Here is a 24,730-nt window from a genome sequence, read left to right as displayed (position 1 = left end):
GCTGTCACGCCCCGCAAAGGCGGGCGACGACAGCGAGGGTGAGGCGAGATAGTCGGTTCCCCCACTGAAGTCTTGAGGTCGCTCCTGTGCTATGCATAACGCCTCATTGACACCGGTGCCCCGTGAACACCCCGACTACTCCGTCCGCCACCGGCCTGCGCGATCTCCTCTCCCGCGAAATCAAGAGCAGCGAGCTCCTGCGTGCGCTCATCGTCGTCGGCCCCTTCGTCGCCGCCTATTTCGTCTCGCGCGAGCCGGCGCTGCTGAATTTGGGACTGATCGCGGTGTCGCTGCTCATTCCGGCGCTGCGGCTGCACTCTCCGCCGAAGGTCACAGCGTGGCACTACCTTGCCATCCTCATCGCGTTCGCGGCACTGTTCCTTGCCGCTCCCGTCAAACCGCTGTTCGTGGTGCTGACAGCGCTCACCGGGTTCCTCACGGTGGCGGCAACCCGACATGGCGAAGATTTTCGCACGCTCGGCAATTGGGTGTTTATCCCGGCGGTCTATCTCGCCTGCGAGGTGCACGAGGGCATGAGCGCCTCGGAAGCTCTGCGGCATGCCGGCATCGTCATTGTCGCTTCGCCGGTCGCGCTGGCGCTGGTCTGCGGCATCCAGATCTACGACCAGCGGCGACGCACCAAAGCAGCAACCTCGTTCGGACTGCCCGCGACCAAATGGCTGCTGCCCGCAACGGCCACCGCCATCGCGGTCTTCGCCGCGGCGGCACTGGTCGAGATCCTGAATCTCGCGCAAGGGCAATGGGTGATGTGGTCGGCCGCGAGCGTCGTGGTCGGCGATCTCTCCGCCTCCACCGACAAGCTGAAGCAGCGCGCGATCGGCGCGCTCGCCGGCGTGCCCTCGGGCTTCCTCGCAGGCCTCGCGCTGCCACAGAACCGCGTCGGCTATGCGCTTGCGGTTCTCGCCGCCACGCTCACGCTGATCTCGTTCTCCCGCTATGTCGTCGGCTTCGGCCTGCGCTGCTTCTTCATTGCGCTCGCCGCATCCTTCGCCGGCGGCGCCAGCGGCATTGCGGAGGAACGCATCGGCAATGTCATCATCGGCGGCGCGTTCGGCCTGATCGCGGTCGCCCTGACCGACATCGTCTGGCAGCGCGTGACGCCGAAAGGCGGGCCGCCCCCTTCGCATCCAACCAAAGCCTAGTGTCGCAAGCGCCTTGGCCAGCTATGATCATGCGCTGTCGCCGGACGCCCCTCTCCGCTCCGGGCGAGAAAGGCCGAGCCTATGAAACCCGATGCTGTCGCCGTCGCGGCCCTGGTCATCCTGCTTTTTCCGATGGGCTATTTCCTGCTGGCTTCGCCCGCGTTCCTGCTGGTGAAGCTCGACATCCCGCCCGTCACGCAGTTGCTGCGCGGGATGTTCAACATCCAGTTCAGAATGATTGCTGTGACCGGCGTCTTTGGGACGGCCGCTTTCATCTTCGCCGGGAGACCGCTGTTCGCGGCCGGCATTGGCCTAATTGCGGCCCTCGCGATCTGGGGACGCGGTCGGTTCATGCGACGGATGGATAACGAGCTCAGCGCCAGGGATGCGGGCGACACCGAGGCCGTGCGCCGACTGCGTCGACTGCATTGGAGTGGAATGCTCTGCAACGCAGCGCTGGTCGCGGCGCTCGTAACCAGCATTCCCTACGTCGCCATGTCGACTTGAGCAGGCAGGCCTAATTTTCGCCCGCGGCAACGGCGTTCTGCTGCGCCTTGTGGATCGAGGACGGCACCACGCCGAAATATTTCCGGAACACGCGGCTGAAATGCGACGAGCTCGAGAAGCCCCAGGAGAATGCCACATCGGTGATGGTCTTGCCGGCGTGGGCCTCGAGCTCCTGGCGGCAATTCTGAAGACGCGCCTGCCAGATGTAGTCGCTCACCGTGGTGCCGCGCTCGGAGAACAGCATGTGCAGATAACGCTTGGAGCAGCCGAGCTCGGCCGAGATCTGGTCGATGCACAGATCGGGATCGCGCAGGTGCTCGCGGATGAAAAATTGGGCACGCACATACATCGCCTCGGGCCCAACACGATCGAACATCGTGTCGGCTTCGCGCAGCGGCAGCAGCAGCAGGTCGATCAGCGAATCGGCAACGCCGACCGCGCTGTTGGCCGACAGCTTCGCGGCCTCGTCGAACGTGGCATGGACGAAATCGTGGGCGATCCGCCCTGTCCCTGTTTTGGCCGACAGCTTGCAGGCCGGCATGCGCTGCGACGGGAAGCCGCGATCGCGCAGCAGCGCCTTCGGCACGATCACCACGTCGTGGCGCGTGAAGGCGGGACTGACGATCAAATGCGGGCATGAGACGTCATAGGCGATGATGTCGCCCGGGTTCAGCTCGATGTGGCGGCCTTCCTGCTCGAAATAGGACACGCCGTAGGTCTGGAAGTGGATCTTGATGTACGGGTGTTCATTGGCCTTGGCGCGCGCCAGTGTGTGCGCGATGCGATGCTGGCTCACCTCGATCTGGCAGAGCTTGAGGCGAGAGACGCTGGTGTAGTCGATGCGTCCTTCGAGCGAGGACGCCTCCAGCGGATCGACGTCGAAATGCCCACACAGGCTCGTCAGCCCATCGATCCAACTCTGGATCTGGCGCTTCGGCGTCATGCCGGTCGTCGAGAACGTGTGAATGGTGTCGGACATTAATCCAGCCACTGGTGTGTTTCGGGATTCGACGCGAATCGCGACCAGCGCTGCTGGAGCCCTCAGCCGTGATTGCGTGACGTTTACCTCAAATTTGGGCGGTCTTGGGAACGAGCGCCATCGCTCCATTGCCACCCTTGAAGGACAATCCTCCGCCTTAGTTGCACCGCCGTCAAGGGGAACCTGAGCGTTGAGAGCCGCACCGCGCAGCGTCGAAGCCGCTGAATTCGCTACTGCAAAATCAAAAACTTCGCATCCGTGCGCTATCGAGCAAATCAGCTTCTCTCTTGGGCAAGTTTCCCGGTGACGAAGTCGTTACGAATTGCGGCAGGAACAAAAAGAACGGGCCGCTCCTGCACGCGGACCTGTGGCTCTCATCAGGAGGAGGAAACAGCACAGCATCGTTTCTGGTCCCAATCGCGACCGCCCTGCACGAGCAGACGCCGGACGAGAAGCCCGGTGATTGAGCAACGCTTCGGAAACAATAAACGAGACCAACGGAGGAATGACTATGCGCAAGGTGCTACTGGCGACCTTTCTTGGCTCCGCGGCGGCTCTCGCCGTCGGGAGCGCGTCAGCCAATGACGAGCTGAACAAGATGTCGCAGAACCCGAAAGACTGGGTGATGCCGACCGGCGACTACGCCAATAACCGCTATTCCAAGCTGAACCAGATCAACGCACAAAATGTCGGCAAGCTCCAGGTCGCCTGGACCTTCTCGACCGGCGTGCTGCGCGGCCACGAAGGCGGCCCGCTGATCGTCGGCAACATGATGTACGTCCATACGCCGTTCCCGAACAAGGTCTACGCCATTGACCTTTCCAACGAGAACAAGATCGTCTGGAAGTACGAGCCGAAGCAGGATCCGAACGTCATCCCGGTGATGTGCTGCGATACCGTTAACCGCGGCCTCGCCTTCGGCGACGGCAAGATCTTCCTGCACCAGGCCGACACGACCCTCGTCGCGCTCGACGCCAAGACCGGTCAGGTCGCATGGACCGCGAAGAACGGCGATCCCAGCAAGGGTGAGACCGGAACCTCGGCACCGATGGTCGTCAAGGACAAGGTGCTGATCGGCATCTCCGGTGGCGAGTTCGGCGTTCAGGCCCACATGAGCGCCTACGACATCAAGACCGGCAAGCTGGCCTGGCGTGGCTATTCGGAAGGTCCGGATGACCAGATCCTGGTCGACGACAAGACCACCGCACTCGGCAAGCCGATCGGCAAGGATTCGAGCCTCAAGACCTGGCAGGGCGATCAGTGGAAGATCGGCGGCGGCGCCACCTGGGGCTGGATCTCCTACGATCCCGAGATGAACCTGATCTACTACGGATCGGGCAATCCCTCGACCTGGAATCCGAAGCAGCGTCCCGGCGACAACAAATGGTCGATGACGATCTGGGCGCGTAACCCGGATACCGGCGTTGCCAAGTGGGTCTATCAGATGACGCCCCATGACGAATGGGACTATGACGGCGTCAACGAGATGATCCTCTCGGATCAGTCGATTAATGGCCAGGCACGCAAGCTGCTGACGCATTTCGATCGTAACGGCCTCGGCTATACGCTCGATCGCGGCACCGGTGAGCTTCTGGTCGCCGAGAAGTACGACCCGAAGGTGAACTGGACCTCCGGCGTCGACATGGACAAGAACTCCGCCACCTATGGTCGTCCGAAGGTGCTCGACGCAGCTTCGACCGACAAGGCCGGCGAAGATCACAACGTGAAGGGCATCTGCCCGGCCGCGCTCGGCACCAAGGACGAGCAGCCGGCGGCCTACTCGCCGGATACGCAGCTGTTCTACGTCCCGACCAACCATGTCTGCATGGACTACGAACCGTTCAAGGTGAGCTACACCGCGGGCCAGCCCTATGTGGGCGCAACGCTCTCGATGTATCCGCCTGCCGGCGAGACCAACATGGGTAACTTCATCGCCTGGGACGGCAAGACCGGCAAGATCGTCTGGTCGAACAAGGAGCAGTTCTCGGTCTGGTCGGGTGCGCTCGCAACCGCCGGCGGCGTGGTGTTCTACGGCACGCTCGAAGGCTACCTGAAGGCTGTCGACGCCAAGACCGGCAAGGAGCTCTACAAGTTCAAGACTCCTTCCGGCATCATCGGCAACGTCACGACCTATGAGAACGGCGGCAAGCAGTATGTTGCCGTGCTCTCCGGCGTCGGCGGTTGGGCCGGCATCGGTCTGGCAGCGGGTCTGACCGATCCGACTGCGGGCCTCGGTGCTGTCGGTGGCTACGCTGCGCTCAGCAACTACACGGCACTCGGCGGCACGCTGACCGTGTTCTCGCTGCCTGCGAACTAGCCTCGACCTCGTCTCGCTCCGGCGCGTGGATCAACTCCACGCGCCGGCTCGTCTCCACCGAACGCCTTCGAGGAACATCTCTTGCGTAAAATCTGCTCTGTCATTGCTGCGATGATCTTCGTTGCGTCCGGGGGAATTGCTGTCGCGGACGGCTCGGGCGATCCGACTGCCGTCAAGCAGAACGAAACTGGCGAATGGCTCGATAAGGATGGCAACCCGACCTACAAGATCAATGGCGACTCCGTCGACTGGTACACTTATTCCGGATACCGCCGCTATCACTCGGACTGCCATGTGTGTCATGGCCCGGATGGCATGGGCTCGACCTACGCGCCAGCACTGAAGGATTCGCTCAAGACCATGAGCTATGCCGATTTTCTCGGCGTCGTCGCCTCGGGCCGCAAGAACATCTCGACCGCCGCAGAGAACGTGATGCCGGCGTTCGGCGATAATCCGAACGTCGCCTGCTACATGGACGATCTCTACGTCTATCTGCGCGCCCGCTCCAATGAAGCCTGGGGCCGTGCCCGTCCCGGCAAGCATGAGGACAAGAGCGACGCCTATACCAAGAATGAAGACTCGTGCATGGGCAAGAAGTGAACGTCTGGGGCCCGACTGAGACGCACGTCTTGGCGCCCTGCGAGAATTTGAGGAGCTACCGATGAAGACACGTGCTGCCGTCGCTTTCGAAGCCAAGAAGCCGCTCGAAATCGTCGAAGTCGATCTGGAAGGGCCGAAGGCCGGCGAAGTCCTGGTAGAGATCAAGGCGACGGGCATCTGCCACACCGACGCCTACACGCTCGACGGTTTCGACAGCGAGGGAATCTTCCCGTCAATCCTCGGCCATGAGGGTGCCGGCATCATCCGCGAGATCGGCGCGGGCGTGACCTCGGTGAAGCCGGGCGATCACGTCATTCCGCTCTACACGCCGGAATGCCGGCAGTGCAAAAGCTGCCTGAGCCAGAAGACCAACCTCTGCACCGCGATCCGCGCGACGCAGGGCAAGGGCGTGATGCCTGACGGCACCAGCCGCTTCTCCTACAAGGGCAAGCCGATCTACCACTACATGGGTTGCTCGACCTTCTCCAACTTCACGGTGCTGCCGGAGATCGCGGTGGCGAAGATCCGCGAGGACGCCCCCTTCGACAAGAGCTGCTACATCGGCTGCGGCGTCACCACCGGCGTCGGCGCCGTGGTCAACACCGCAAAGGTCACGCCGGGCTCCAACGTCGTCGTGTTCGGCCTCGGCGGTATCGGCCTCAACGTGATCCAGGGCGCCAAGATGGCCGGTGCCGACAAGATCATCGGCGTCGACATCAACGACTCCAAGGAGGAATGGGGCCGCCGGTTCGGCATGACCGAATTCGTCAACCCCAAGAAGATCACCGGCGACATCGTTCCGCATCTCGTCGGCCTCACCGACGGCGGCGCCGACTACACCTTCGACTGCACCGGCAACACCACGGTGATGCGGCAGGCGCTGGAAGCCTGCCATCGCGGCTGGGGCACCTCGATCGTCATCGGCGTTGCCGAATCCGGCAAGGAGATCGCCACCCGCCCGTTCCAGCTCGTCACCGGGCGCAACTGGCGCGGCACGGCCTTCGGCGGCGCGCGCGGCCGCACCGACGTGCCGAAGATCGTCGACTGGTACATGAACGGAAAGATCCAGATCGACCCGATGATCACCCACACGCTCAAGCTCGAAGACATCAACAAGGGCTTCGACCTCATGCATGAGGGCAAATCCATCCGTTCTGTCGTCGTGTTCTAATTCGAAAAACGTCACCCCAAGGAGGATCGACCCATGACTGTTTCACTCCATCCCTCGATCGATAACGGCGTCAAACAGGGCAGCGGCAGCTTTGCCGGCGGCACCCTGGTCTGCAAATGCTCGGACCATCCGGTCAAGGTCGCGGTGAAGGGCGACGTCGCTCATAACCACGCCTGCGGCTGCACCAAGTGCTGGAAGCCGCAAGGCGCCAACTTCTCGGTCGTCGCAGTGGTGCCCCGCCAGAACATCACCGTGACCGAGAACGGCGACAAGCTCCAGATCGTCGATCCCTCCGCGGTGATCCAGCGTCACGCCTGCAAGGCGTGCGGTACGCACATGTACGGCCGGATCGAGAACAAGAACCATCCGTTCTACGGGCTCGATTTCATCCATCCGGAACTGTTCCAGGAGCAGGGTTCGCAGGCGCCGCAATTCGCCGCCTTCGTCTCCTCGGTGATCGAATCGGGCGTGAAGCCGGAGCAGATGGCCGGCATCCGGTCGCGGCTCAAGGAAATCGGCCTCGAGCCCTATGACTGCCTGTCGCCGGCGCTGATGGATGCGATCGCGACCCACGTGGCGAAAGCCAAGGCCGCCTGAGCACGGCCGCCTGACACTGCCCGTCCGCTCGCTGGCTATCCGCGAGCGGACGGGTGCAGTTCCCGAATGATCGCGGCGATTTGCCGCCTGTGCACTTTGCGTATGCGAGCGCGTTCCGCTCCCTCAGTCCTGGTCTCTGAATGACTGCGCAGTGCCGCCCTCTTCTGCTTGAAGTCAGCGTGCCCTGCGATTCTCCCTCCCTCGACTGAGGACTACTGCTTCGTCCGTGCAGTCCCTCTGGCGGACGAAGCTTTTTTCACGGCACCCAAGCCCTGTATCCGCGCAACGAGCGACATGTTGCCGCGCCCTGCTTTTGACAAACCTCAGATGCAGTCTGTTCACGTCAAGAACACCCGGCTGTGATGCCGGCCCGGCGCGATCTCTGCTACGGTCGCGTCGTTACGATGCCCGCGAATTCAATCAATTAAGAACAAAACGGGAGGTATCGAGCACATCCGGACATTGCGATTCGCATTCCAGCTTCCTGCCGGGGCCTGCCCGCGCAGGACAACGGGCCAGGATGCGGTCACACGACGCAGCGGACATTGCGCCAACCGAAACCGGCAATGTTGAAATCAGCAAGCTTATGAAGAGCGAGGACGATCATGATCAAGGTGAAGATCAACGGCCAGGAACAGAGCTGGGACGGCGACCCGGATCTCCCGCTACTCTGGTTCCTGCGCGATGAAGCCGGGCTAACCGGCACCAAGTTCGGCTGCGGCAAGGCGCTGTGCGGTGCCTGCACAGTCATCGTCGACAAGGAAGCGGTGCGGTCCTGCATCACGTCGATCAACGACGTCGCCGGACGCGAGGTCACCACGATCGAGGGGCTGCATCCGGATGGCGATCATCCCGTCCAGAAGGCCTGGCGCCAGGTCAACGTCCCCCAATGCGGCTTCTGCCAGGCCGGCCAGATCATGCAGGCTGCCGCGCTCCTGATGGACAATCCCAAGCCGTCGCACGACCAGATCCGCGAAGCGATGTCCGGCAACATCTGCCGCTGCGGCTGCTACCAGCGCATCGAGAACGCGGTCCATCTCGCATCGACGGGAGTGTGACATGAATTTCATCGATAATCCCCGGAAGCTTCGTGGCTTCGAAAAGAACATCCGCGTCGAGAAGGTCTCGCGCCGCGGCATCCTGAAGGGGCTCGGCGTCACCGGCGGCTTCGTGCTCGCCGCCCCCGTGATGACGCGTCAGGCCTTTGCCTATGAGACCGGCGCCGGCAAGATGCCGCATGGCGTCGTGGTCGATCCGCGCGTGTTCGTCGCGGTCGCGCCCGACGGCACCGTCACAATCCTCGCCCATCGCTCCGAGATGGGCACCGGCGTGCGCACCAGCCTGCCGCTGGTCGTGGCCGAGGAGATGGAGGCCGACTGGTCCAAGGTCAAGGTGCAGCAGGCCCATGGCGACGAGGTCAAGTTCGGCAACCAGGACACCGACGGCTCGCGCAGCACGCGGCACTATCTGATGCCGATGCGCCAGATCGGCGCCTCGGCCCGTACCATGCTGGAGCAGGCCGCGGCCAAGCGCTGGGGCGTACCGGCGACCGAAGTCAAGGCGGCCAATCACGAGGTCGTCCACAACGCGAGCGGACGCAAGCTCGGCTTCGGCGAGCTCGCGGCCGATGCTGCCAAGGAATCGGTACCGAGCATCGAAGGCCTCAAGCTGAAGGACCCGAAGGACTTTCGTTATCTCGGCAAGGGCCAGGTCGGCATCGTCGATCTCCACGACATCACCACCGGCAAGGCGCGTTACGGCGCCGACGTACGGCTTCCCGGGATGAAATACGCCGTGATCGCGCGCCCGCCGGTGACCGGCGGCAAGCTCACCTCGTTTGATCCGGACGCGGCGCTGAAGGTGCCAGGCGTCGAGAAAGTGATGCAAGTGCGCGGCTGGCCGTGGCCGTCGAAATTCCAGCCGCTCGGCGGCGTCGCGGTGATCGCGCGCAACACCGGCGCCGCGATCAAGGGCCGCGACGCGCTGAAGCTGGTCTGGGACGACGGTGCCAACGGCAAATATGACTCGGTCGCCTACCGCAAGGAGCTCGAGGAGGCCTCGCGCAAGCCGGGTCTCGTCGTGCGCAAGGAAGGCGATGCCGACGGCGCACTGAAGGGCGCGGACAAGGTCATTGTCGGCGAGTACTACATCCCCCATCTCGCCCATGTCAGCATGGAGCCGCCGGTCGCGGTGGCCGACGTCAAGGGCGACAAGGCGGAGATCTGGGCACCGGTGCAGAGCCCCGGCGGCACGCGCGAGGACGTCGCCAAGACGCTCGGCATTCCCGAGGGCAACGTCACCGTCAACGTCACGCTGCTCGGCGGCGGTTTCGGCCGCAAGTCGAAATGCGATTATGCACTCGAAGCCGCCCTGCTGTCGAAGGAGCTCGGCGCGCCGGTGAAGGTGCAATGGACACGCGAGGACGACATCCATAACGGCTTCCTGCACACCGTCTCGGTCGAGCGCATCGAGGCAGGCCTCGACAAGGACGGCAAGGTCACCGCCTGGCGTCACCGCAGCGTGGCGCCGAGCATCGCCTCGACCTTCGCCGCGGGTACCAAGCATCAGGCACCATTCGAGCTCGGCATGGGCCTCGTCGACATGCCCTTCGAGATCGCCAACATCAGTTGCGAGAACCCGGAAGCCGCAGCGTTTACGCGCATCGGCTGGTTCCGTTCGGTCTCGAACATCCCGCGCGCCTTCGCGGTCCAGTCGATGGTCGGCGAGATCACCAACGCGACCGGCCGGGACCAGAAGGAGACGCTGCTCGCGCTGATCGGCAGCCCGCGCATCGTCAAGCCCAACGTGAAGGACATGTGGAACTATGGCGAGCCCTATGACAGCTACCCGATCGACACCGCGCGCCTGCGCAAGGTGGTCGAGCTGGTCGCCGAGAAGGGCGAATGGGGCCGTCAGGTGCCCAAGGGCCACGGCCTCGGCATCGCCGTGCACCGCAGCTTCGTCAGCTACATCGCGACCATCGTCGAGGTCGCCGTCGACGAGAAGGGCAAGCTGACGGTGCCGCGGGTCGACACCGCGATCGATTGCGGCACTTATGTCAATCCCGAGCGCATCGCCTCGCAGATCGAGGGCGCGGCGATCATGGGCCTGAGCCTCGCCAAGTACGGCGCGGTCACCTTCAAGGACGGCAAGGTGGAGCAGACGAATTTTGACGACTTCCAGGTCGTCAGGATCGACGAGGCCCCGCTGGTGACCAACGTCCATATCGTGCCGCCCTCACCCGATACGCCGCCGAGCGGTGTCGGCGAGCCCGGCGTGCCTCCGTTCGCGCCGGCGCTGCTGAACGCGATCTTCGCGGCGACCGGCAAACGCATCCGCGCGCTTCCGATCGGCAAGCAATTGGAGGCCTGAGGCTGGGAACATCAGGCGGCCTCGTACCGCCTTACGCGCCAGTGCTTCGACATCGTCATGGTGTTGGTCGCAGCCCGCATCCCACACGCAAAATGCGGCGGACGTTGCCGCCCGCCGCATTTGCCCCCTGACGCTCCGCTTCTCTCGATCCGCCTGCGGAGCTTATTTCTTCAGCGCGAACACCCAGATCACGCCGCCCTGCGGCACGTTGGACTCGATGCCGATATTATTGGTCGCGAGCGCGTCCTGGATGCGTTGCGCGTCCACGCCCCAGCCCGACTGGATCGCGATGTATTGCGTGCCGTCGATCTCGTAGGACATCGGCATGCCCATGATGCCGGAGTTGGTCTTCTGCTCCCACAGCAGCTCGCCAGTCTTGGCATTGAAGGCGCGGAAGTTGCGGTCGTTGGTGCCGCCGGCGAAGACGAGATCGCCTGCGGTTGCCGTGACCGAACCGAACATCTGCGATTTCGGGAAGTTGTGCTGCCACACCTTCTTGCCGGTCGCGGGGTCCCAGGCCTGGATCTCACCAAAATGATCGGCGCCCGGCTTGGTCTTCAGGCCGATATCTTCCGGCTTGGTGCCGAGCCAGAGCTCGCCGGGCTTGAGCGCGATCTTCTCGCCGGTGAAGCCGCCGCAGAAGTTCTCGTTGGCCGGCACGTAGACGAGCCCTGTCTTCTGACTGTAGGCCGCCGACGGCCAGTCCTTGCCGCCCCACAGCGACGGGCAGAATTCCACGCGCTTGCCGACCACCGGCTTGTGCGCGGGATCGAGGATCGGCTTGCCGTTCTCGTCGATGCCCTTCCAGACGTCGGTCGAGACGAACGGCCAGCCGGCGACGTAGTTGATCTTGGTCGGTGTGCGCTCGAGCACCCAGAAAATCGCATCGCGCCCGGGATGAACCAGGCTCTTGATGCTGCGGCCGTCACGCTGGAGATCGATCAGCATCGGCGCGTCGACCTCGTCCCAGTCCCAGGAGTCATTCTGGTGATACTGGTGGTAGGTCTTGATCTTGCCATTGCCCGGATCGAGCGCGATCACCGACGAGGTATAGAGATTGTCGCCGGGATGCATCTCGCCGGGCCACGGCGCGGCATTGCCGACCCCCCAATAGATCGTCTTAGTCTCCTTATCGTAAGTGCCGGTCATCCAGGCCGAGCCGCCGCCGTTCTTCCAGTCGTCGCCCTGCCAGGTGTCGTGACCGGGCTCGCCTTCGCCGGGAATGGTGAAGGTGCGCCACAGTTCCTTGCCGTCCTTGGCATCGAAGGCGGCGACATAGCCGCGCACGCCGAACTCGCCGCCGGAGCCACCGACGATAACCTTGCCGTCAACGATCAGCGGCATCAGGGTCATGTACTGACCCTTCTTGTAATCCTGAACCTTGGTGTCCCACGCCACCTTGCCGGTCTTGGCATCGAGGGCGACGACATGGTCGTCAGTGGTGGCGAGATAGAGCTTGTCCTCCCACAGGCCGACGCCGCGGCTGGTCGGATGCAGTTGGAACAGATCGTCGGGGAGCTGCCGCTTGTAGCGCCAATATTCATCGCCGGTCTTCGCGTTCAGCGCGATCACCTGGCCCATCGGGGTCGCCACGAACATCACGCCGTTGTTGACGATCGGCGGCGCCTCATGGCCTTCGACGACGCCGGTTGCGAAGGTCCAGACCGGTGTGAGATTCTTGACGTTGGAGGTGTTGATCTGATCGAGCGGGCTGTAGCCTTGTCCGTCATAGGTGCGCCGATAGAGCATCCAATTGCCCGGTTCCGGAGTCTCCAGGCGCTGCTGGGTGACGGGTGCGTAGCTCTCGATCGGGCCGGCGATTGCGGCGGTCGAGACAACACACGTGAATGCGACGAAGCCGGACAGCAGCCATTGCTTCCTGGACATGGACGTTTTCATGGACGTTTCCCCTTTTTCATCCGATTGAATTCTTGTTTTGAATTCTTGTCGTTCGTCCCGGCGTCCGCCCCTCGGCGGATGCGGCCTCTCGTGAGGCGGGCCCATCCCGCACCGTCCATCATCCCGGCTGCGCGCCACCTACCTTTCCGATGAAGCCACCCGCGACGCTGAGCGAGCCGTCAGCGAGCGCCAGCGGCAGTGCTGCGAGCCGCCGCGGCGCCGGCCCGAACACCACCTGCGCGCCGGCGCGGGGATCGTATTCGGAGTTGTGGCACATGCACTTGAACACATCCTTGTCGCCGACATCGCTCTTCACCCAGGCGGTGACGGGACATCCGGCATGGGCGCAGATCGCCGAATAGGCGAGGATGCCGTCGACGGCACGCGCCTCGGTCTGCTCGTCAAGCTCGGCAGGATCGAGCCGGATGATCAGGAGCTCGTTGAGACGCGAGGCATTGCGCACCACCGACGTCTTGGGATCCTGCGGCCAGGCATGCACCGGCGGGCCGCCAACCGTCAGGTCAGCCGCCTTGATCAGCTTTCCTTCTCTGTCGCCCTCCGAGAACACGAGCACGTCGCCCTTCTGCGGCCGCTCGTCGGCGCCGGGCTGATCTTCACCCGCGCGTGCCGGCGCGGAACAGCCGAAGCACGCGGTGGTGGCGAGCGCACCAAGCAGCAGCTCTCGCCGCGTCTGCTCGGCGTGCGCGTCCGCTTCGGGGTCAGCAGTGCTGTTGGAGGATGATGAAGTGACACTGAATGATGCGCGCGACATGCACAGTAGCAGGCGCTGGAACTCTGCCGAAATGAAGGCGAAGAATTGGCGCCGCAGTGCATCAATATGGCTTTACTCGCTTTGATTGAACGAGATCGCACGCATTCAAACGCGTTTTTGCCATTTCAACGTCATACCGCGCGATCGGCATGATGATTTTGCAGATCAGACCGATGATGCAGGAATTGGTGCAGCGCGCCGTCGGCAGCGCGCGGCAACCTCAACGCGATTCAACTGCACGTTTTGCAGGCAGATGCGTCGTGTTCAGGACCTGAGCACGTGACGCGGCGCGGCGATGCGGCCGGCGATCGTTGCCGACGCCATCTCAAAACTGTCGGCGATGCGGCGGGCCTTGTCGATGAAGAGGCTAGCTGCCGGCGGCGGGCAGACTTCGCGCGCAGTCTGCTCGAACAGGTCGAGCCAGCGGTCGAAATGATCGCCGATCAGGCTGAGCGGGATATGCGCCCGCATCGGCGAGCCGTGATAGCGACCGCTCATCAGCACGACCGACGACCAGAAATCCCTGAGCTTGGCAAGATGCTCGTCCCAATTCTGCACAATCGTGAACGCCGGCCCGAGCAGCGCGTCCTCGCGCACGCGCCCATAGAAGCGGGTGACGAGTTCTCCGATCATCTCCTCAGTGATCCCGGTGCGCTCGATCGCATCCTGGGTCAGCAGGTTCCGCCGTTGGGCCGCAGCTTCCCGCTCGGCCTTCAGTCGATCCGACATGTCCTTCGTGTTCCGTTCGTTGTTCCCGCGAACCGCCGTGCGACGTTGTCGGGCCAAAGCGCTGCGTTCGTCTTTGTCGTAGCGCAAATTGCGGGATTGAGCGGCGGGGATTGAAGCCCGCCGCCCACGCCAAAATCAGGCGCCGTAGGCGTAGAAACCCTGCCCGGTCTTGCGGCCGAGATGGCCGGCATCGACCATTTCCTTGAGCAAGGGGGCTGGACGGTATTTGGGGTCGTTGAAGCCCTTATAAAAGACCTCCATCACCGACAACATGGTGTCGAGGCCAACGAGATCCGCCAGCGCCAGCGGCCCGATCGGATGGTTGCAGCCGAGCTTCATGCCGGCATCGATCTCCTCGGCGGTCGCAATGCCCTCCTGGAGTGCGAAGATCGCCTCGTTGATCATCGGGCACAGGATGCGGTTGACGGCGAAGCCCGGGCTGTTCTTGGCCGTGATCGCCACCTTGCCGACGCGCTGGGCGAAATCGAGCGCCTTGGCGTGGGTGTCGTCCGATGTCTGCAGGCCGCGGATGAGCTCCAGCAGCGCCATCACCGGAACCGGGTTGAAGAAGTGCATGCCGATGAAGCGATCGGGGCGATCGGTCGCCGCCGCAAGCTTGGTGATCGAGATCGACGAGGTGTTGGTTGCAACCAGCGTGCGCGGCGACAGCGTGGCGCAGAGGTCCTTCAGGATCTTGACCTTAAGCTCCTCGTTCTCAGTGGCGGCCTCGATGACGAGATCACAATCCGCAAGCTTCGCGCGGTCGGTGGTGCCGGTGATGCGCTTGAGCGTCGCCTCACGATCGGCCGCCGACATCTTCTCCTTCTTGACCAGGCGCTCGAGGCTGCCGCCAACAGTCGAAATGCCGCGGCTCACCGCCGCATCGGAGATGTCGACCATCACGACCGAAAGCCCGGCCGCGGCGCAGACCTGCGCGATGCCGTTGCCCATGGTCCCTGCTCCGATGATGCCAACGGTATTGATCATAGCCTGACGTCCTTCTCGTTGAGCGGGCTTGGCCTCTGGCGGCGGCGAGCCCGGTTTGACCTGAATTCCGATCTGCGGCGCCTTATGTGCGGCGCCGCATCCAGGCTCTTCCTTAAAGCATCCGTGGCGAGAATAAAGTCGCCTTTCTGACCGCAAAGGGCGTGATTTCGCGGTCTCGCGGCCGTTTCGGCCCGAGTTTTGCGGCTGGTTTCGCCGTTGCCGAGTGGATCGGGACGGCGCTCCTGCTCGCCGCAATGGTTGGCTCGGCAATCATGACCCAAGGCCATTGAAATGGGCCCCCGACGTCCCGAGAGCCGGCCTGAGCCCGACGGGCATTTTCTTGCGAGCAGAGTGCCCAAACCGCTCGGCCCTTGTATTCTCCGAATGTCAGCACGAACGGCAGGGAACAGAGTGACGCAACTTCGCAGCCTCGACATCGACCATTCCAGGACACTCGGCCCGGCACTGAGGCTCCAGGCCGGATGAACGACTTCGCACGATCCATCGTCGCCGCGTTCACGCTGATTGGCGAGGCCGATCCCGAGATGCTCGGCATCGTCGCCCTGTCGGTGCGCGTGAGCCTGACGGCCAGCATCGTCGCACTGCTGATCGGCGCCCCATTCGGAGCCCTGCTCGCGATCACCCGCTTTCGCGGGCGGCAGGTCATCATCGTGCTGACCAATGCGCTGCTTGGCCTGCCGCCGGTGGTGGTCGGGCTTGCGCTTTATCTCATGCTGTCGCGATCCGGCCCGCTCGGGGCGGCCGGCCTGCTGTTCACGCCGACCGCCATGGTGATCGCACAGACGCTGCTGGCCACGCCGATCGTGGTGGCGCTGGTGCACAGGCCGGCGAGCCTGCTGTGGGCGGAATATGGCGACCTCGCACGGATCGATGGGCTCTCGACGCTGCGCAGCATCGGGCTGCTGTTCGCGCTCGGCCGGACCTCGCTGCTGACGGCCTTCCTCGCCGCGTTCGGGCGCGCGATCGCCGAGGTCGGCGCCATCATCATCGTCGGCGGCAACATTCGCGGCTTTACGCGCACGATGACGACCGCGATCGCTCTGGAGACCAGCAAGGGCGACCTGCCGCTGGCGCTCGGGCTCGGTCTGATCCTGCTCGCGCTCAGCGTGGCCGTCTCGACGGTCGCCTTCCTGCTAGTGGGACGCGTTGGGGAAAAATAGCTGCTCGCCGCCGACCTTGTAGCCGGCGATCGCATCCTGCCCCTGCCGTGAGATCAGCCAGTCGATGAAGGCCTGCCCGTCCTTGGCCTTCACGTTCGGATGCTTGTCCGGATTGACCAGCATGACGCCGTATTGGTTGAACAGCCGCTTGTCGCCCTCGGTCAGGATCGCGAGCTCGCCTCTGTTCTTGAACGACAGCCAGGTGCCGCGGTCCGACAAGAGGTAAGCGTTCGACGACGACGCCATGTTCAAGGCCGGGCCCATGCCCTGGCCGATCTCGCGATACCAGCTGTCCTTGCCGGCCGCGGGATCGACACCCGCCTCCTTCCACAGTCGCAGCTCGGCGGCATGCGTGCCGGACTTGTCGCCGCGGGAGATGAACGGCGCTCTAGCCGCTGCAATCTTGCGCAAGGCATCGGCGACGTCCTTGTCGCCGGCGATTTTCGCTGGATCGCTCTTCGGGCCGACGATGATGAAGTCGTTGTACATGACGTCGAAGCGCTTCACGCCCTGCCCCTCGGACATGAACTTGTCTTCGGCCGGCCTGTCATGAACGAACACCACGTCGGCATCGCCGCGCCGCCCGATATCCAGCGCCTGGCCGGTGCCGACGGCAACGACCTTCACTTCGACGCCCTCGGCCTTCGCGAACAGCGGCAGCAGATAGCCGAACAGACCGGATTGCTCCGTCGACGTCGTCGAGGCCACGGTGATGGTGCGGTCCTGCGCATAGGCGCATGTCGACCAGAACAGAACCGCTACGATGGCGGCAAGCTTCTTCATTGCGTCGTCCTCACTCCCCCAGACATCTCAAGTTACGCGGGGAGGACGGCGCTGAAAAGACCGATGTTCTGCGCAACAGCTCCTGGGCGCGGTCGCGTTGGCTGCGGCATCATGACAATCGCAGCTTCGCGATGATCGCCGAGACCTCGTCGAGCTGGGCTTGGGCCGTTGCCAGGAGGCCAAGCAGATCGCGTGCCGACTGCGCCGATCCATTTGCCCCCGCCTGGTCGATCACGCCGAGGCCTTCGGTGAGGCGGGAGACGACCCGCACGAGCTCGTCGCGGCGTGCCTCGAGGTCCGCAAGCGTTGCGTCGAAGCGCTCGTCGAGCCTGGCGTCTTGCAACGAGCGGATCGGAACGATCCTGTCTTCGGGAGGATCACGCATGCGAATTCTCGCTTTGCTGCCCGCGCATCCTAAGCGCGGCAGCCCAGTACGCCGCGGCGGTGCGTTGTCGCATGCAGGTTCCCGGCTCAGTTCGTTGCTGGCGGGAAGCAGCACCTTTTCACGACGGCCTCACGGCCGTTGAACCCCGCGTGAGCTGTCGCAGGATCATGCAGCGGCGCGGAATAACGCACGTTCAGGCCGATCCCCTAGGATGGAACGGTTGGAGCCTCGCATGACAAAGACGATCATCGCCACCGCCCTGCGGGTGGTCTTGTCACTTGCAATCGGCGGTCCGGCGCAAGCCTGGCCCGGACAGTCGTCAAGCATCGATTGCGCGTGGGGGAGTGCCCCCGGGGAATGCGAGGCGCTCACCATGGCGCTCGTTCGCAAGCACGCACTGGTGCACCCGCACCTCCGCAAAGCAGAGCACGCCGTCATACCGCTTGTTCCGACGCACCAGCCCGATCGCGACGAAGATCCGCTCGCATCGATGCATTTCGAATGAGCGCTGTGGCGCGCGGGCTGTGCAGATGTTCTGCAATTGGTCCCACCTCAATTGACAGGGGTGTGACGGCCGGGGCAGTTTTTCACATTGCTGGCGAATCAGCGATTGCCTAAGGCCTATGTACCTCTTGGACAATTCCCGGTGCTTTCGAGACTGATATCGTTGCTGAGCCGCATTCCCGCGGTGAAATGGGCGTTCACCCGGCTTCGGCCCTCGCCGTCCAGCGGCAGCATCGACGCGGCGCCGATCGTCGCGGATGAGCAGCCAGCCATTGTCGCCGAAGCAGCTCCCGCCCTCGATAGTGTCACCGAGCCGACGCCTCGCGACGCCGACATCGAGGTCGCTGCTCCAGTCGTCGAGGACGAGGCCGCGATCCCTGCCGTCGCCGAGAGCCTGTCCCGGGCGCTGGCTGACATCGGCGTTGGCGAAGATTCATCTTTGGAGACGCCGGCAGAGGCCGAGCCCATCGTCGAGGAAGAGATTTCGATCTCTTCGGTCGAGATCGCGAGCGAGCCAGTTGACGCGCCTGAGCTCATCAGCAGCGATCAGCCTGCGGAACTGCTGGCGGATGCTGGAGCCGAGGTCGTGGAGGAGGCACCGGTCTCGTCCGTCGACAACGAGAGCGAGCCGACCGCGACGCCAGAGCCGCTCGCCAGTAACGATGCAACACCAGGACTTCCGGCCAGAGTTGAGCCAGTCGTCGCAGAGCACGTCTTCATCGCACCTGACGTGATGGAGACGATGCCGGTCGCCGCCGACGTGGCACCCGTCATCGTTGTCGACACCGCGATCACCGCGCCTGTCGTTGCCGAGGTCAGCATCGACAGCGAGCCTGCTCCGAGCGTCGCCGCGGAAATCGAACCGGTTGTGGCCGACGATCTTTCGCCCGTCACGGCCGTTGTCCTGGAGGACACCACCGCCGATGCACCGGCTGTCGTCGCGCATATCGAGCCGGCTCCGCCCCCTGAATCTCCCGCTCCGAAGATCGTCAGCACGCCGAAGGCTCGCGCAAAGATCGTGGAGCCCGCCGACCGCGCCACGCTGATCCGGCAGCGCTGGGCGGAGACCGGGATCAGGATGTGGAATCCGCGGCTCCACGGCACCGGCGATGCCACGCTGAACATCCAGGGACGCATCGAGCTGCTTCCGCCCGAGCCGGGCGAGACGATGCCGCGTTACGACAAGCTGGAATTCAAGTTGCTCGGCGGCCAGATCGTTTGCGAGGGCGTCATCGTCGAAGCGCCCGTGCATGCCGGCCAGCGCAGCTTTACCAGGCTCGCCGAACCGCGTGGCACCGATCGCAGCCGGGAGCCGGTGCGGGAACGCCAGGCCGCGCTCGCCTGATCCTTTTCCTCTGCGATGTCGTTCGTCCCGTGCTAGGCTGACGCCCTGGATATGGGAGCTCGCATGTCCGCAAGATGGCAAAGCCTGATCGCGATCATCGCCCTCTGCGGTTCGCAAGGCGCCCTCGCCGCATCCCACAAGCCGCCGCGCCACACCCATTCGGCGGCGCCCGCCACCGATCCTGTTGCCCCCTACAAGGCCAACCGGCTCTCCACCTCGCGTGGCGAGACCATTCTCGACACGCCTGGCCAGACCACCGTGCTGACGCGGCGGGTGCTCGACGACATGAGGGCGACCAGCCTCCGCGACGCCATGCGCTCGACCGCCGGGGTGACCATCGGGCGCTGAGCCACGCCCGCACCGTCGCCGCCATGCTCTAACCGGACAGGGATCGTTATTCCGCGCATGACGCGGAATTTTTCGAGCACGAGGCCGTTGCTGCGGCTTCGCGCAACATCTAGCCTCTCGATCGATCCGCGCCGACGTCACGTGCGATCGCAACGACAACGACAATCGGGAGGACAATCCATGAGAAAGCTCGCGGCCGCGCTGTGTGCGCTGGCGCTCTTCGCACCCGCTGCGCAAGCGCAGACCATCAAGGACTTTCTGGCGGTGGTCATGAAGAAATGGACCGCACCATTCGATCCGTTTCGCCTGATCGACAACATCTATTATGTCGGCACCGACGGCATCGCCGTCTACGTCATCAAGACGTCGCAGGGCCTGATCCTGATGGACACCGCGATGCCGCAATCGACCGGCATGATCAAGGACAACATCGCCAAGCTCGGCTTCAAGGTTGCCGACATCAAATACATCCTCAACACCCATGCCCATCTCGACCACACCGGCGGCTTCGCCGAAATCAAGACGGAGAGCGGCGCGCAGCTGGTGGCCGGCGAACGCGACAAGCCGCTGCTCGAAGGCGGCTATTATCCGGGCGACGAAAAGAACGAGGACCTCACCTTTCCGCCGGTGAAGGTCGATCGCGCGGTGAAGGAGGGCGACAAGGTCACGCTCGGTGACACCACGCTGACGGCGCATGCGACGCCCGGCCACTCGCCGGGCTGCACGAGCTGGGAGATGACGGTGAAGGACGGCGGCCAGGAGCACGAGGTGCTGTTCTTCTGCAGCGGCACCGTGGCGCTGAACCGGCTGGTTGGACAGCCGACCTATCCCGGCATCGTCGACGACTATCGCGCGACCTTCGCCAAGGCCAAGGCGATGAAGATCGACGTGCTGCTCGGACCACATCCCGAGGTCTACGGCATGCAGGACAAGCGCGCGCAGCAGATCAAGAGCGAGACGCCGAACCCGTTCGTCAAGCCGGGCGAGCTTGCAACCTACGCCACCGGCCTGTCGGACGAATTCGACAAGCAGCTCGCCAAGCAGACGGCCGCGCTCCAGGCCGCAAAATAGGCGGCATCTCCATCGCTACGTGGCGGTCGTCAATGACGACCGCCGCGACATCAGGCTGCACCTTGTTGCCAGGCCCGCTATGGTTAGCAGAACGTAGCCGCGATCATTTCGGACAATCTGTCGCGCGAGACACGGCGTCCTTCCGCCTCACATCCTTAACATCCCCTCACCAATGCACGCGGGTGGCAAATCGTGCGGTAGACTGCAACCATAGCTCGTGTTCCCGGGACGGGAACATCTAACGCGCTCTTTACCCCCGCTGTGCAAGATTACCCTCGTTTTGAAGGGATTAGGGGCGCGGATTGCAATGCCTGCCGTTGATTTGAAAACCTACCTTGCCGCTACGACGCGCCTGTTTCGCGTGCCGGAAGACCCGGATCTGTCGCGCGCGCAATTCGACGCCTTCTCCAAGCAGATCCCGCTGCTCTACTTCATCCTGATCAGCAATACGATCGCGGTCGCCTATACCTACGTCAACGTCGCGCCAGATTGGCTGACGATGATCGTCCCGAGCGTGCTGACCCTGATCGCTGGGCTGCGCACATTCTGGTGGCTTCGACAGCGCCGTCTCGTCCGCAGCGATGCCGACATCCTGCGCAATCTGCGCGCCACCAACTGGATGACGCTGCCGATCGGCGCCGGCTTCACCATCTGGTCCTTTGCGCTCTATCCCTACGGCGATCCCTTCGCCAAAAGCCAGGTCGCATTCTACATGGCCGTGACCGTGATCGGCTGCATCTTCTCGTTGATGCATCTGCGCTCGGCGGCGCTGATCGTGACCTTGATCGTCGACGTACCCTATGTGCTGTTCTTCTGGGCCACCGGCGAACCGACGCTGAAGGCGATCGCAATCAACAATCTGCTGGTCTCCGGCGCGATGGTGACGGTGCTGTTCATCTACTACCGCGACTTCGCCGACCTCGTCGCCAGCCGAAAATCGTTGCTGACGCAGCAGGCGGCGACGCAGGCGCTCTCGGACGAGAATTTTCGCCTCGCCAATCTCGACTCTCTCACCGAGCTGCCGAACCGCCGCCGCTTCTTCGCCGAACTGTCGAGCGCCTTCACTGAAGCCGAGCGCAGGCACGTACGCGTCGCGGTCGGTATCATCGACCTCGACGGCTTCAAGCCGATCAATGACAATTACGGCCACTCGGTCGGCGACCGCGTCCTGATCGAGGCTGGCCGCCGCGTCCGCGAGGTCTGCGAAGGCTTTGGGCCACAACGGGTCGAGTTTGCCCGGCTCGGCGGCGACGAGTTCGGTCTCGTCGTATGCGGTGACCCCGAAGACGCCGATCTGATGCGGCTCGGCCAACGCATCGGCGAGCAGGTCAAGCTGCCCTACCAGCTCGACACCGCCCACACCGGCCTGTCCTGCTCGATCGGATTTGCGCTGTACCCGCGCTCCGCCACGACGTCGGAAGCGCTGTATGAATGCGCAGACTACGCGCTCTACCACGCCAAGCGCCATCTGCGCGGGCGGACGGTGATTTTCTCCAGCGAGCTCGAGGCCGAGATTCGCAGCCGCGGCGTCATCGAGAACCTGTTGCGGACCTCCGATTTCGGCGCCGAGATGGAGCTGGTATTTCAACCGATTGTCGATGCCATGAGCGAGCACACCGCGGGCTTCGAGACCCTGGCGCGCTGGCATAGCCCCCGCCTCGGCTGGGTCTCCCCCGCCGACTTCATTCCGGCCGCAGAGCGCATCGGCCTGATCCGGCCGCTGACACAGGTGCTGCTGACGCGCGCGCTCGCGACCGCAAAGACCTGGCCCGACCACATCCGCCTGTCGTTCAATCTCTCCGCCCATGACGTCTGCGCGGCCGAAGGCATCTTGCCGCTGATCGCCATCATCGAGAAGAGCGGCCTGCCGCCGCACCGGATCGATTTCGAGATCACCGAGACTGCCGTCACCTTCGATTTCGTGCGCGCGCAACAATCAATCGCGACGCTGAAGGCCATGGGCTGTGGCATCTCGCTGGACGATTTCGGCACCGGCTATTCCTCGCTGAGCCACGTGCACCGGCTGCCGCTCGACAAGATCAAGGTCGACCGCAGCTTCGTCGCCGACATCAACGAAAACCCGGTCAGCCACAAGATCATCAAGTCGCTCGCAGGCCTCTGCGACGACATGGAGATCGCCTGCGTGGTCGAGGGCGTGGAGACGCGCGCCCAGCTCGATACCCTGCGCCGCCTCGGCTGCGACTTCATCCAAGGCTATTATTTCGCAAAGCCGATGCCAGGCAGCGCGATTGACGAGTATCTCGCCAAGGAACGCGAGCGCCTGGACGGCGACGCCGCGCGCGCGGCCAAGGTGGTCGCCTGAGGCCGCGCTACTTCGAAAGGCTCGGCAGGTCGAGCCCCTTGTCACGGGCGCAGTCGATCGCGATGTCGTAGCCCGCGTCCGCGTGGCGCATGACGCCGCTGGCCGGATCGTTCCACAGCACGCGCTCGATCCGCTTGGCGGCCTCCGGCGTGCCGTCGGCGACGATCACCATGCCGGCGTGCTGGGAATAGCCGATGCCGACGCCGCCGCCGTGATGCAGCGAGACCCAGGTCGCGCCACTGGCGCAATTGAGCAGCGCGTTGAGCAAAGGCCAGTCGGACACCGCGTCCGATCCATCCTTCATCGCCTCGGTCTCGCGGTTCGGGCTCGCCACCGAGCCGCTGTCGAGATGATCGCGGCCGATCACGATCGGCGCTTTCAACTCGCCGCGCGCGACCATCTCGTTGAAGGCGAGGCCGAGCCGATGGCGATCGCCGAGGCCCACCCAGCAGATCCGCGCCGGCAGGCCCTGGAACTTGATCCGCTCCCTGGCCATGTCGAGCCAGTTGTGCAGATGCTTGTCGTCAGGCATCAGCTCCTTGACCTTGGCATCGGTCTTGAAGATGTCCTCGGGATCGCCCGACAGCGCGGCCCAGCGGAACGGTCCGACGCCGCGGCAGAACAAGGGGCGGATATAGGCGGGCACGAAGCCGGGGAAATCGAAGGCATTCTTCAGGCCCATGTCCTGCGCCATCTGGCGGATGTTGTTGCCGTAGTCGAGCGTCGGAATGCCCTGGGCATGGAAATTCAGCATGGCCTGGACGTGCTCGACCATCGACGTCTTTGACGCGCGCTCCACCGCCTTCGGATCGGAGGCGCGCTTCGCCTCCCAATCAGCCAGCGTCCAGCCCTTCGGCAGATAGCCGTTGATCGGATCATGCGCGCTGGTCTGGTCGGTGACGATGTCCGGCTTGACGCCGCGACGCACCAGCTCCGGGAAGATCTCCGCGGCGTTGCCGAGCAGGCCGACCGAGACGGCTTTCTTGGTCTTCGCGGCGTCCGCCATGATCGCGAGCGCTTCGTCGAGCGTTGCGGCCTGCCGGTCGAGATAGCCGGTGCGCAGCCGCATCTCGATGCGGCTCGGCTGGCATTCGACCGCAAGCATCGACGCACCAGCCATGGTCGCGGCCAGCGGCTGCGCGCCGCCCATGCCGCCGAGGCCCGCAGTGAGAATCCATTTTCCTGCGAGGCTGCCGCCATAATGGCGGCGGCCGACCTCGACGAAGGTTTCGTAGGTGCCCTGCACGATGCCCTGGCTGCCGATATAGATCCACGAGCCCGCCGTCATCTGGCCGTACATCATCAGGCCCTGGCGATCGAGCTCGTTGAAATGATCGAGCGTTGCCCAATGCGGCACGATGTTGGAGTTCGCGATCAGCACGCGTGGTGCATCCGCATGGGTGCGGAAGATACCGACCGGCTTGCCGGACTGAACCAATAGCGTCTGGTCGCTCTCGAGCTTGCGCAACGCGTTGGTGATGCGGTCGAAGCTCTCCCAATCACGCGCGGCGCGGCCGATGCCACCATAGACGACGAGCTCGCTCGGGCGCTCCGCGACGTCAGGGTCGAGATTGTTCATCAGCATGCGCAAGGGCGCTTCCGTCAGCCAGCTCTTGGCGCTGATGTCGCTGCCGCGCGGAGCACGGATGGTGCGGTCGTTGTCCAGTCGGCGGTTCATGAGAAAACCTCTTCAGGCA

Annotated in this window: 22 protein-coding genes; 14 read left to right on the top strand and 8 right to left on the bottom strand. The window is 63.9% G+C overall.

Translation table 11 applies throughout. The features are described 5' to 3' along the window. Positions 1-122: 122 nt before the first annotated feature. Entirely contained in the window at positions 123-1,163 is a 1,041-nt protein-coding gene (locus tag ACWAT4_RS12835) for an FUSC family protein (RefSeq protein ID WP_449730689.1), read from the top strand. Between the two features lie 81 nt (positions 1,164-1,244). After that, positions 1,245-1,670 carry a hypothetical protein gene (locus ACWAT4_RS12830; protein WP_212444602.1) on the top strand — a complete coding sequence of 142 codons (426 nt, stop codon included), beginning with the start codon at positions 1,245-1,247 and terminating at the stop codon, positions 1,668-1,670. A 10-nt stretch (positions 1,671-1,680) separates the two neighbouring features. Here ACWAT4_RS12830 and ACWAT4_RS12825 read toward each other — a convergent pair whose 3' ends face one another. Continuing rightward, positions 1,681-2,649: a helix-turn-helix domain-containing protein gene (locus tag ACWAT4_RS12825; RefSeq protein WP_212298691.1), complete on the bottom strand. Its 969-nt coding sequence runs from the start codon at positions 2,647-2,649 to the stop codon at positions 1,681-1,683. A 511-nt stretch (positions 2,650-3,160) separates the two neighbouring features. Here ACWAT4_RS12825 and xoxF5 point away from each other — a divergent pair. The 6 genes from xoxF5 to ACWAT4_RS12795 all read left to right on the top strand — a co-directional run bounded on the left by xoxF5 (position 3,161) and on the right by ACWAT4_RS12795 (position 10,706). Beyond that, positions 3,161-4,966 (top strand): lanthanide-dependent methanol dehydrogenase XoxF5, encoded by a 1,806-nt coding sequence (gene xoxF5 / locus ACWAT4_RS12820; RefSeq protein WP_212298692.1) that lies wholly within the window; start codon positions 3,161-3,163, stop codon positions 4,964-4,966. Between the two features lie 111 nt (positions 4,967-5,077). Beyond that, entirely contained in the window at positions 5,078-5,566 is a 489-nt protein-coding gene (locus ACWAT4_RS12815) for a c-type cytochrome, methanol metabolism-related (RefSeq protein ID WP_212299178.1), read from the top strand. Positions 5,567-5,627: 61 nt separating this feature from the next. Further along, complete coding sequence (locus ACWAT4_RS12810; RefSeq protein ID WP_212298693.1) at positions 5,628-6,737, top strand: S-(hydroxymethyl)glutathione dehydrogenase/class III alcohol dehydrogenase; 1,110 nt, start codon at positions 5,628-5,630, stop codon at positions 6,735-6,737. Between the two features lie 33 nt (positions 6,738-6,770). Next, positions 6,771-7,334, top strand: a complete 564-nt coding sequence (gfa, locus tag ACWAT4_RS12805) for an S-(hydroxymethyl)glutathione synthase (RefSeq protein ID WP_212298694.1) — start codon at positions 6,771-6,773, stop codon at positions 7,332-7,334. A 605-nt stretch (positions 7,335-7,939) separates the two neighbouring features. After that, positions 7,940-8,392, top strand: coding sequence for a (2Fe-2S)-binding protein (locus ACWAT4_RS12800; protein ID WP_188104837.1), 453 nt, complete (start codon positions 7,940-7,942; stop codon positions 8,390-8,392). Position 8,393: 1 nt separating this feature from the next. Then, positions 8,394-10,706: a xanthine dehydrogenase family protein molybdopterin-binding subunit gene (locus ACWAT4_RS12795; RefSeq protein ID WP_449730688.1), complete on the top strand. Its 2,313-nt coding sequence runs from the start codon at positions 8,394-8,396 to the stop codon at positions 10,704-10,706. 162 nt (positions 10,707-10,868) lie between these two features. Here ACWAT4_RS12795 and ACWAT4_RS12790 read toward each other — a convergent pair whose 3' ends face one another. The 4 genes from ACWAT4_RS12790 to ACWAT4_RS12775 form a co-directional block, all read right to left on the bottom strand. Next, positions 10,869-12,593, bottom strand: a complete 1,725-nt coding sequence (locus ACWAT4_RS12790; protein ID WP_212299179.1) for a methanol/ethanol family PQQ-dependent dehydrogenase — start codon at positions 12,591-12,593, stop codon at positions 10,869-10,871. A 130-nt stretch (positions 12,594-12,723) separates the two neighbouring features. Then, positions 12,724-13,377: a QcrA and Rieske domain-containing protein gene (locus ACWAT4_RS12785; protein WP_449730687.1), complete on the bottom strand. Its 654-nt coding sequence runs from the start codon at positions 13,375-13,377 to the stop codon at positions 12,724-12,726. Positions 13,378-13,641: 264 nt separating this feature from the next. Continuing rightward, a complete protein-coding gene (locus ACWAT4_RS12780; protein ID WP_212425492.1) occupies positions 13,642-14,106 on the bottom strand; it encodes a group III truncated hemoglobin in 465 nt (154 codons plus the stop codon). Positions 14,107-14,241: 135 nt separating this feature from the next. Continuing rightward, positions 14,242-15,093, bottom strand: a complete 852-nt coding sequence (locus tag ACWAT4_RS12775; RefSeq protein ID WP_449730686.1) for a 3-hydroxybutyryl-CoA dehydrogenase — start codon at positions 15,091-15,093, stop codon at positions 14,242-14,244. A 482-nt stretch (positions 15,094-15,575) separates the two neighbouring features. Here ACWAT4_RS12775 and ACWAT4_RS12770 point away from each other — a divergent pair, with 482 nt between their 5' ends. Continuing rightward, positions 15,576-16,274, top strand: coding sequence for an ABC transporter permease (locus ACWAT4_RS12770; RefSeq protein WP_212298701.1), 699 nt, complete (start codon positions 15,576-15,578; stop codon positions 16,272-16,274). Here the strand turns inward: ACWAT4_RS12770 and ACWAT4_RS12765 are convergent. Beyond that, entirely contained in the window at positions 16,248-17,057 is an 810-nt protein-coding gene (locus ACWAT4_RS12765) for an ABC transporter substrate-binding protein (RefSeq protein ID WP_212298702.1), read from the bottom strand. The two genes, ACWAT4_RS12770 and ACWAT4_RS12765, sit on opposite strands and share 27 nt — an antisense overlap. A gap of 109 nt (positions 17,058-17,166) precedes the next feature. Then, the gene (locus ACWAT4_RS12760; protein WP_449730685.1) at positions 17,167-17,442 is read right to left on the bottom strand and encodes a hypothetical protein; all 276 of its coding nucleotides are present in this window, start codon (positions 17,440-17,442) and stop codon (positions 17,167-17,169) included. Between the two features lie 232 nt (positions 17,443-17,674). Here ACWAT4_RS12760 and ACWAT4_RS12755 point away from each other — a divergent pair, with 232 nt between their 5' ends. From ACWAT4_RS12755 to ACWAT4_RS12735, 5 genes are all read left to right on the top strand, one after another. Next, complete coding sequence (locus tag ACWAT4_RS12755; RefSeq protein ID WP_212298704.1) at positions 17,675-17,947, top strand: hypothetical protein; 273 nt, start codon at positions 17,675-17,677, stop codon at positions 17,945-17,947. A 162-nt stretch (positions 17,948-18,109) separates the two neighbouring features. Beyond that, on the top strand, positions 18,110-19,291 hold the full coding sequence (locus tag ACWAT4_RS12750) for a hypothetical protein (protein ID WP_212299180.1): 1,182 nt from the start codon (positions 18,110-18,112) through the stop codon (positions 19,289-19,291). Between the two features lie 63 nt (positions 19,292-19,354). Beyond that, positions 19,355-19,639 carry a TonB-dependent receptor plug domain-containing protein gene (locus ACWAT4_RS12745; RefSeq protein WP_449730684.1) on the top strand — a complete coding sequence of 95 codons (285 nt, stop codon included), beginning with the start codon at positions 19,355-19,357 and terminating at the stop codon, positions 19,637-19,639. A 180-nt stretch (positions 19,640-19,819) separates the two neighbouring features. Beyond that, the gene (blaBJP, locus tag ACWAT4_RS12740) at positions 19,820-20,710 is read left to right on the top strand and encodes a BJP family subclass B3 metallo-beta-lactamase (RefSeq protein WP_212298706.1); all 891 of its coding nucleotides are present in this window, start codon (positions 19,820-19,822) and stop codon (positions 20,708-20,710) included. Positions 20,711-21,017: 307 nt separating this feature from the next. Continuing rightward, positions 21,018-23,033, top strand: a complete 2,016-nt coding sequence (locus ACWAT4_RS12735; protein ID WP_212298707.1) for a putative bifunctional diguanylate cyclase/phosphodiesterase — start codon at positions 21,018-21,020, stop codon at positions 23,031-23,033. A 7-nt stretch (positions 23,034-23,040) separates the two neighbouring features. Here the strand turns inward: ACWAT4_RS12735 and hutU are convergent, their stop codons facing one another. Next, the gene (hutU, locus tag ACWAT4_RS12730; RefSeq protein ID WP_212298708.1) at positions 23,041-24,711 is read right to left on the bottom strand and encodes a urocanate hydratase; all 1,671 of its coding nucleotides are present in this window, start codon (positions 24,709-24,711) and stop codon (positions 23,041-23,043) included. Between the last annotated feature and the right edge of the window lie 19 nt (positions 24,712-24,730).

It is taken from the genome of Bradyrhizobium sp. T-1 (assembly GCF_053592855.1).
This window is presented reverse-complemented; position numbering and strand designations above follow the sequence as displayed.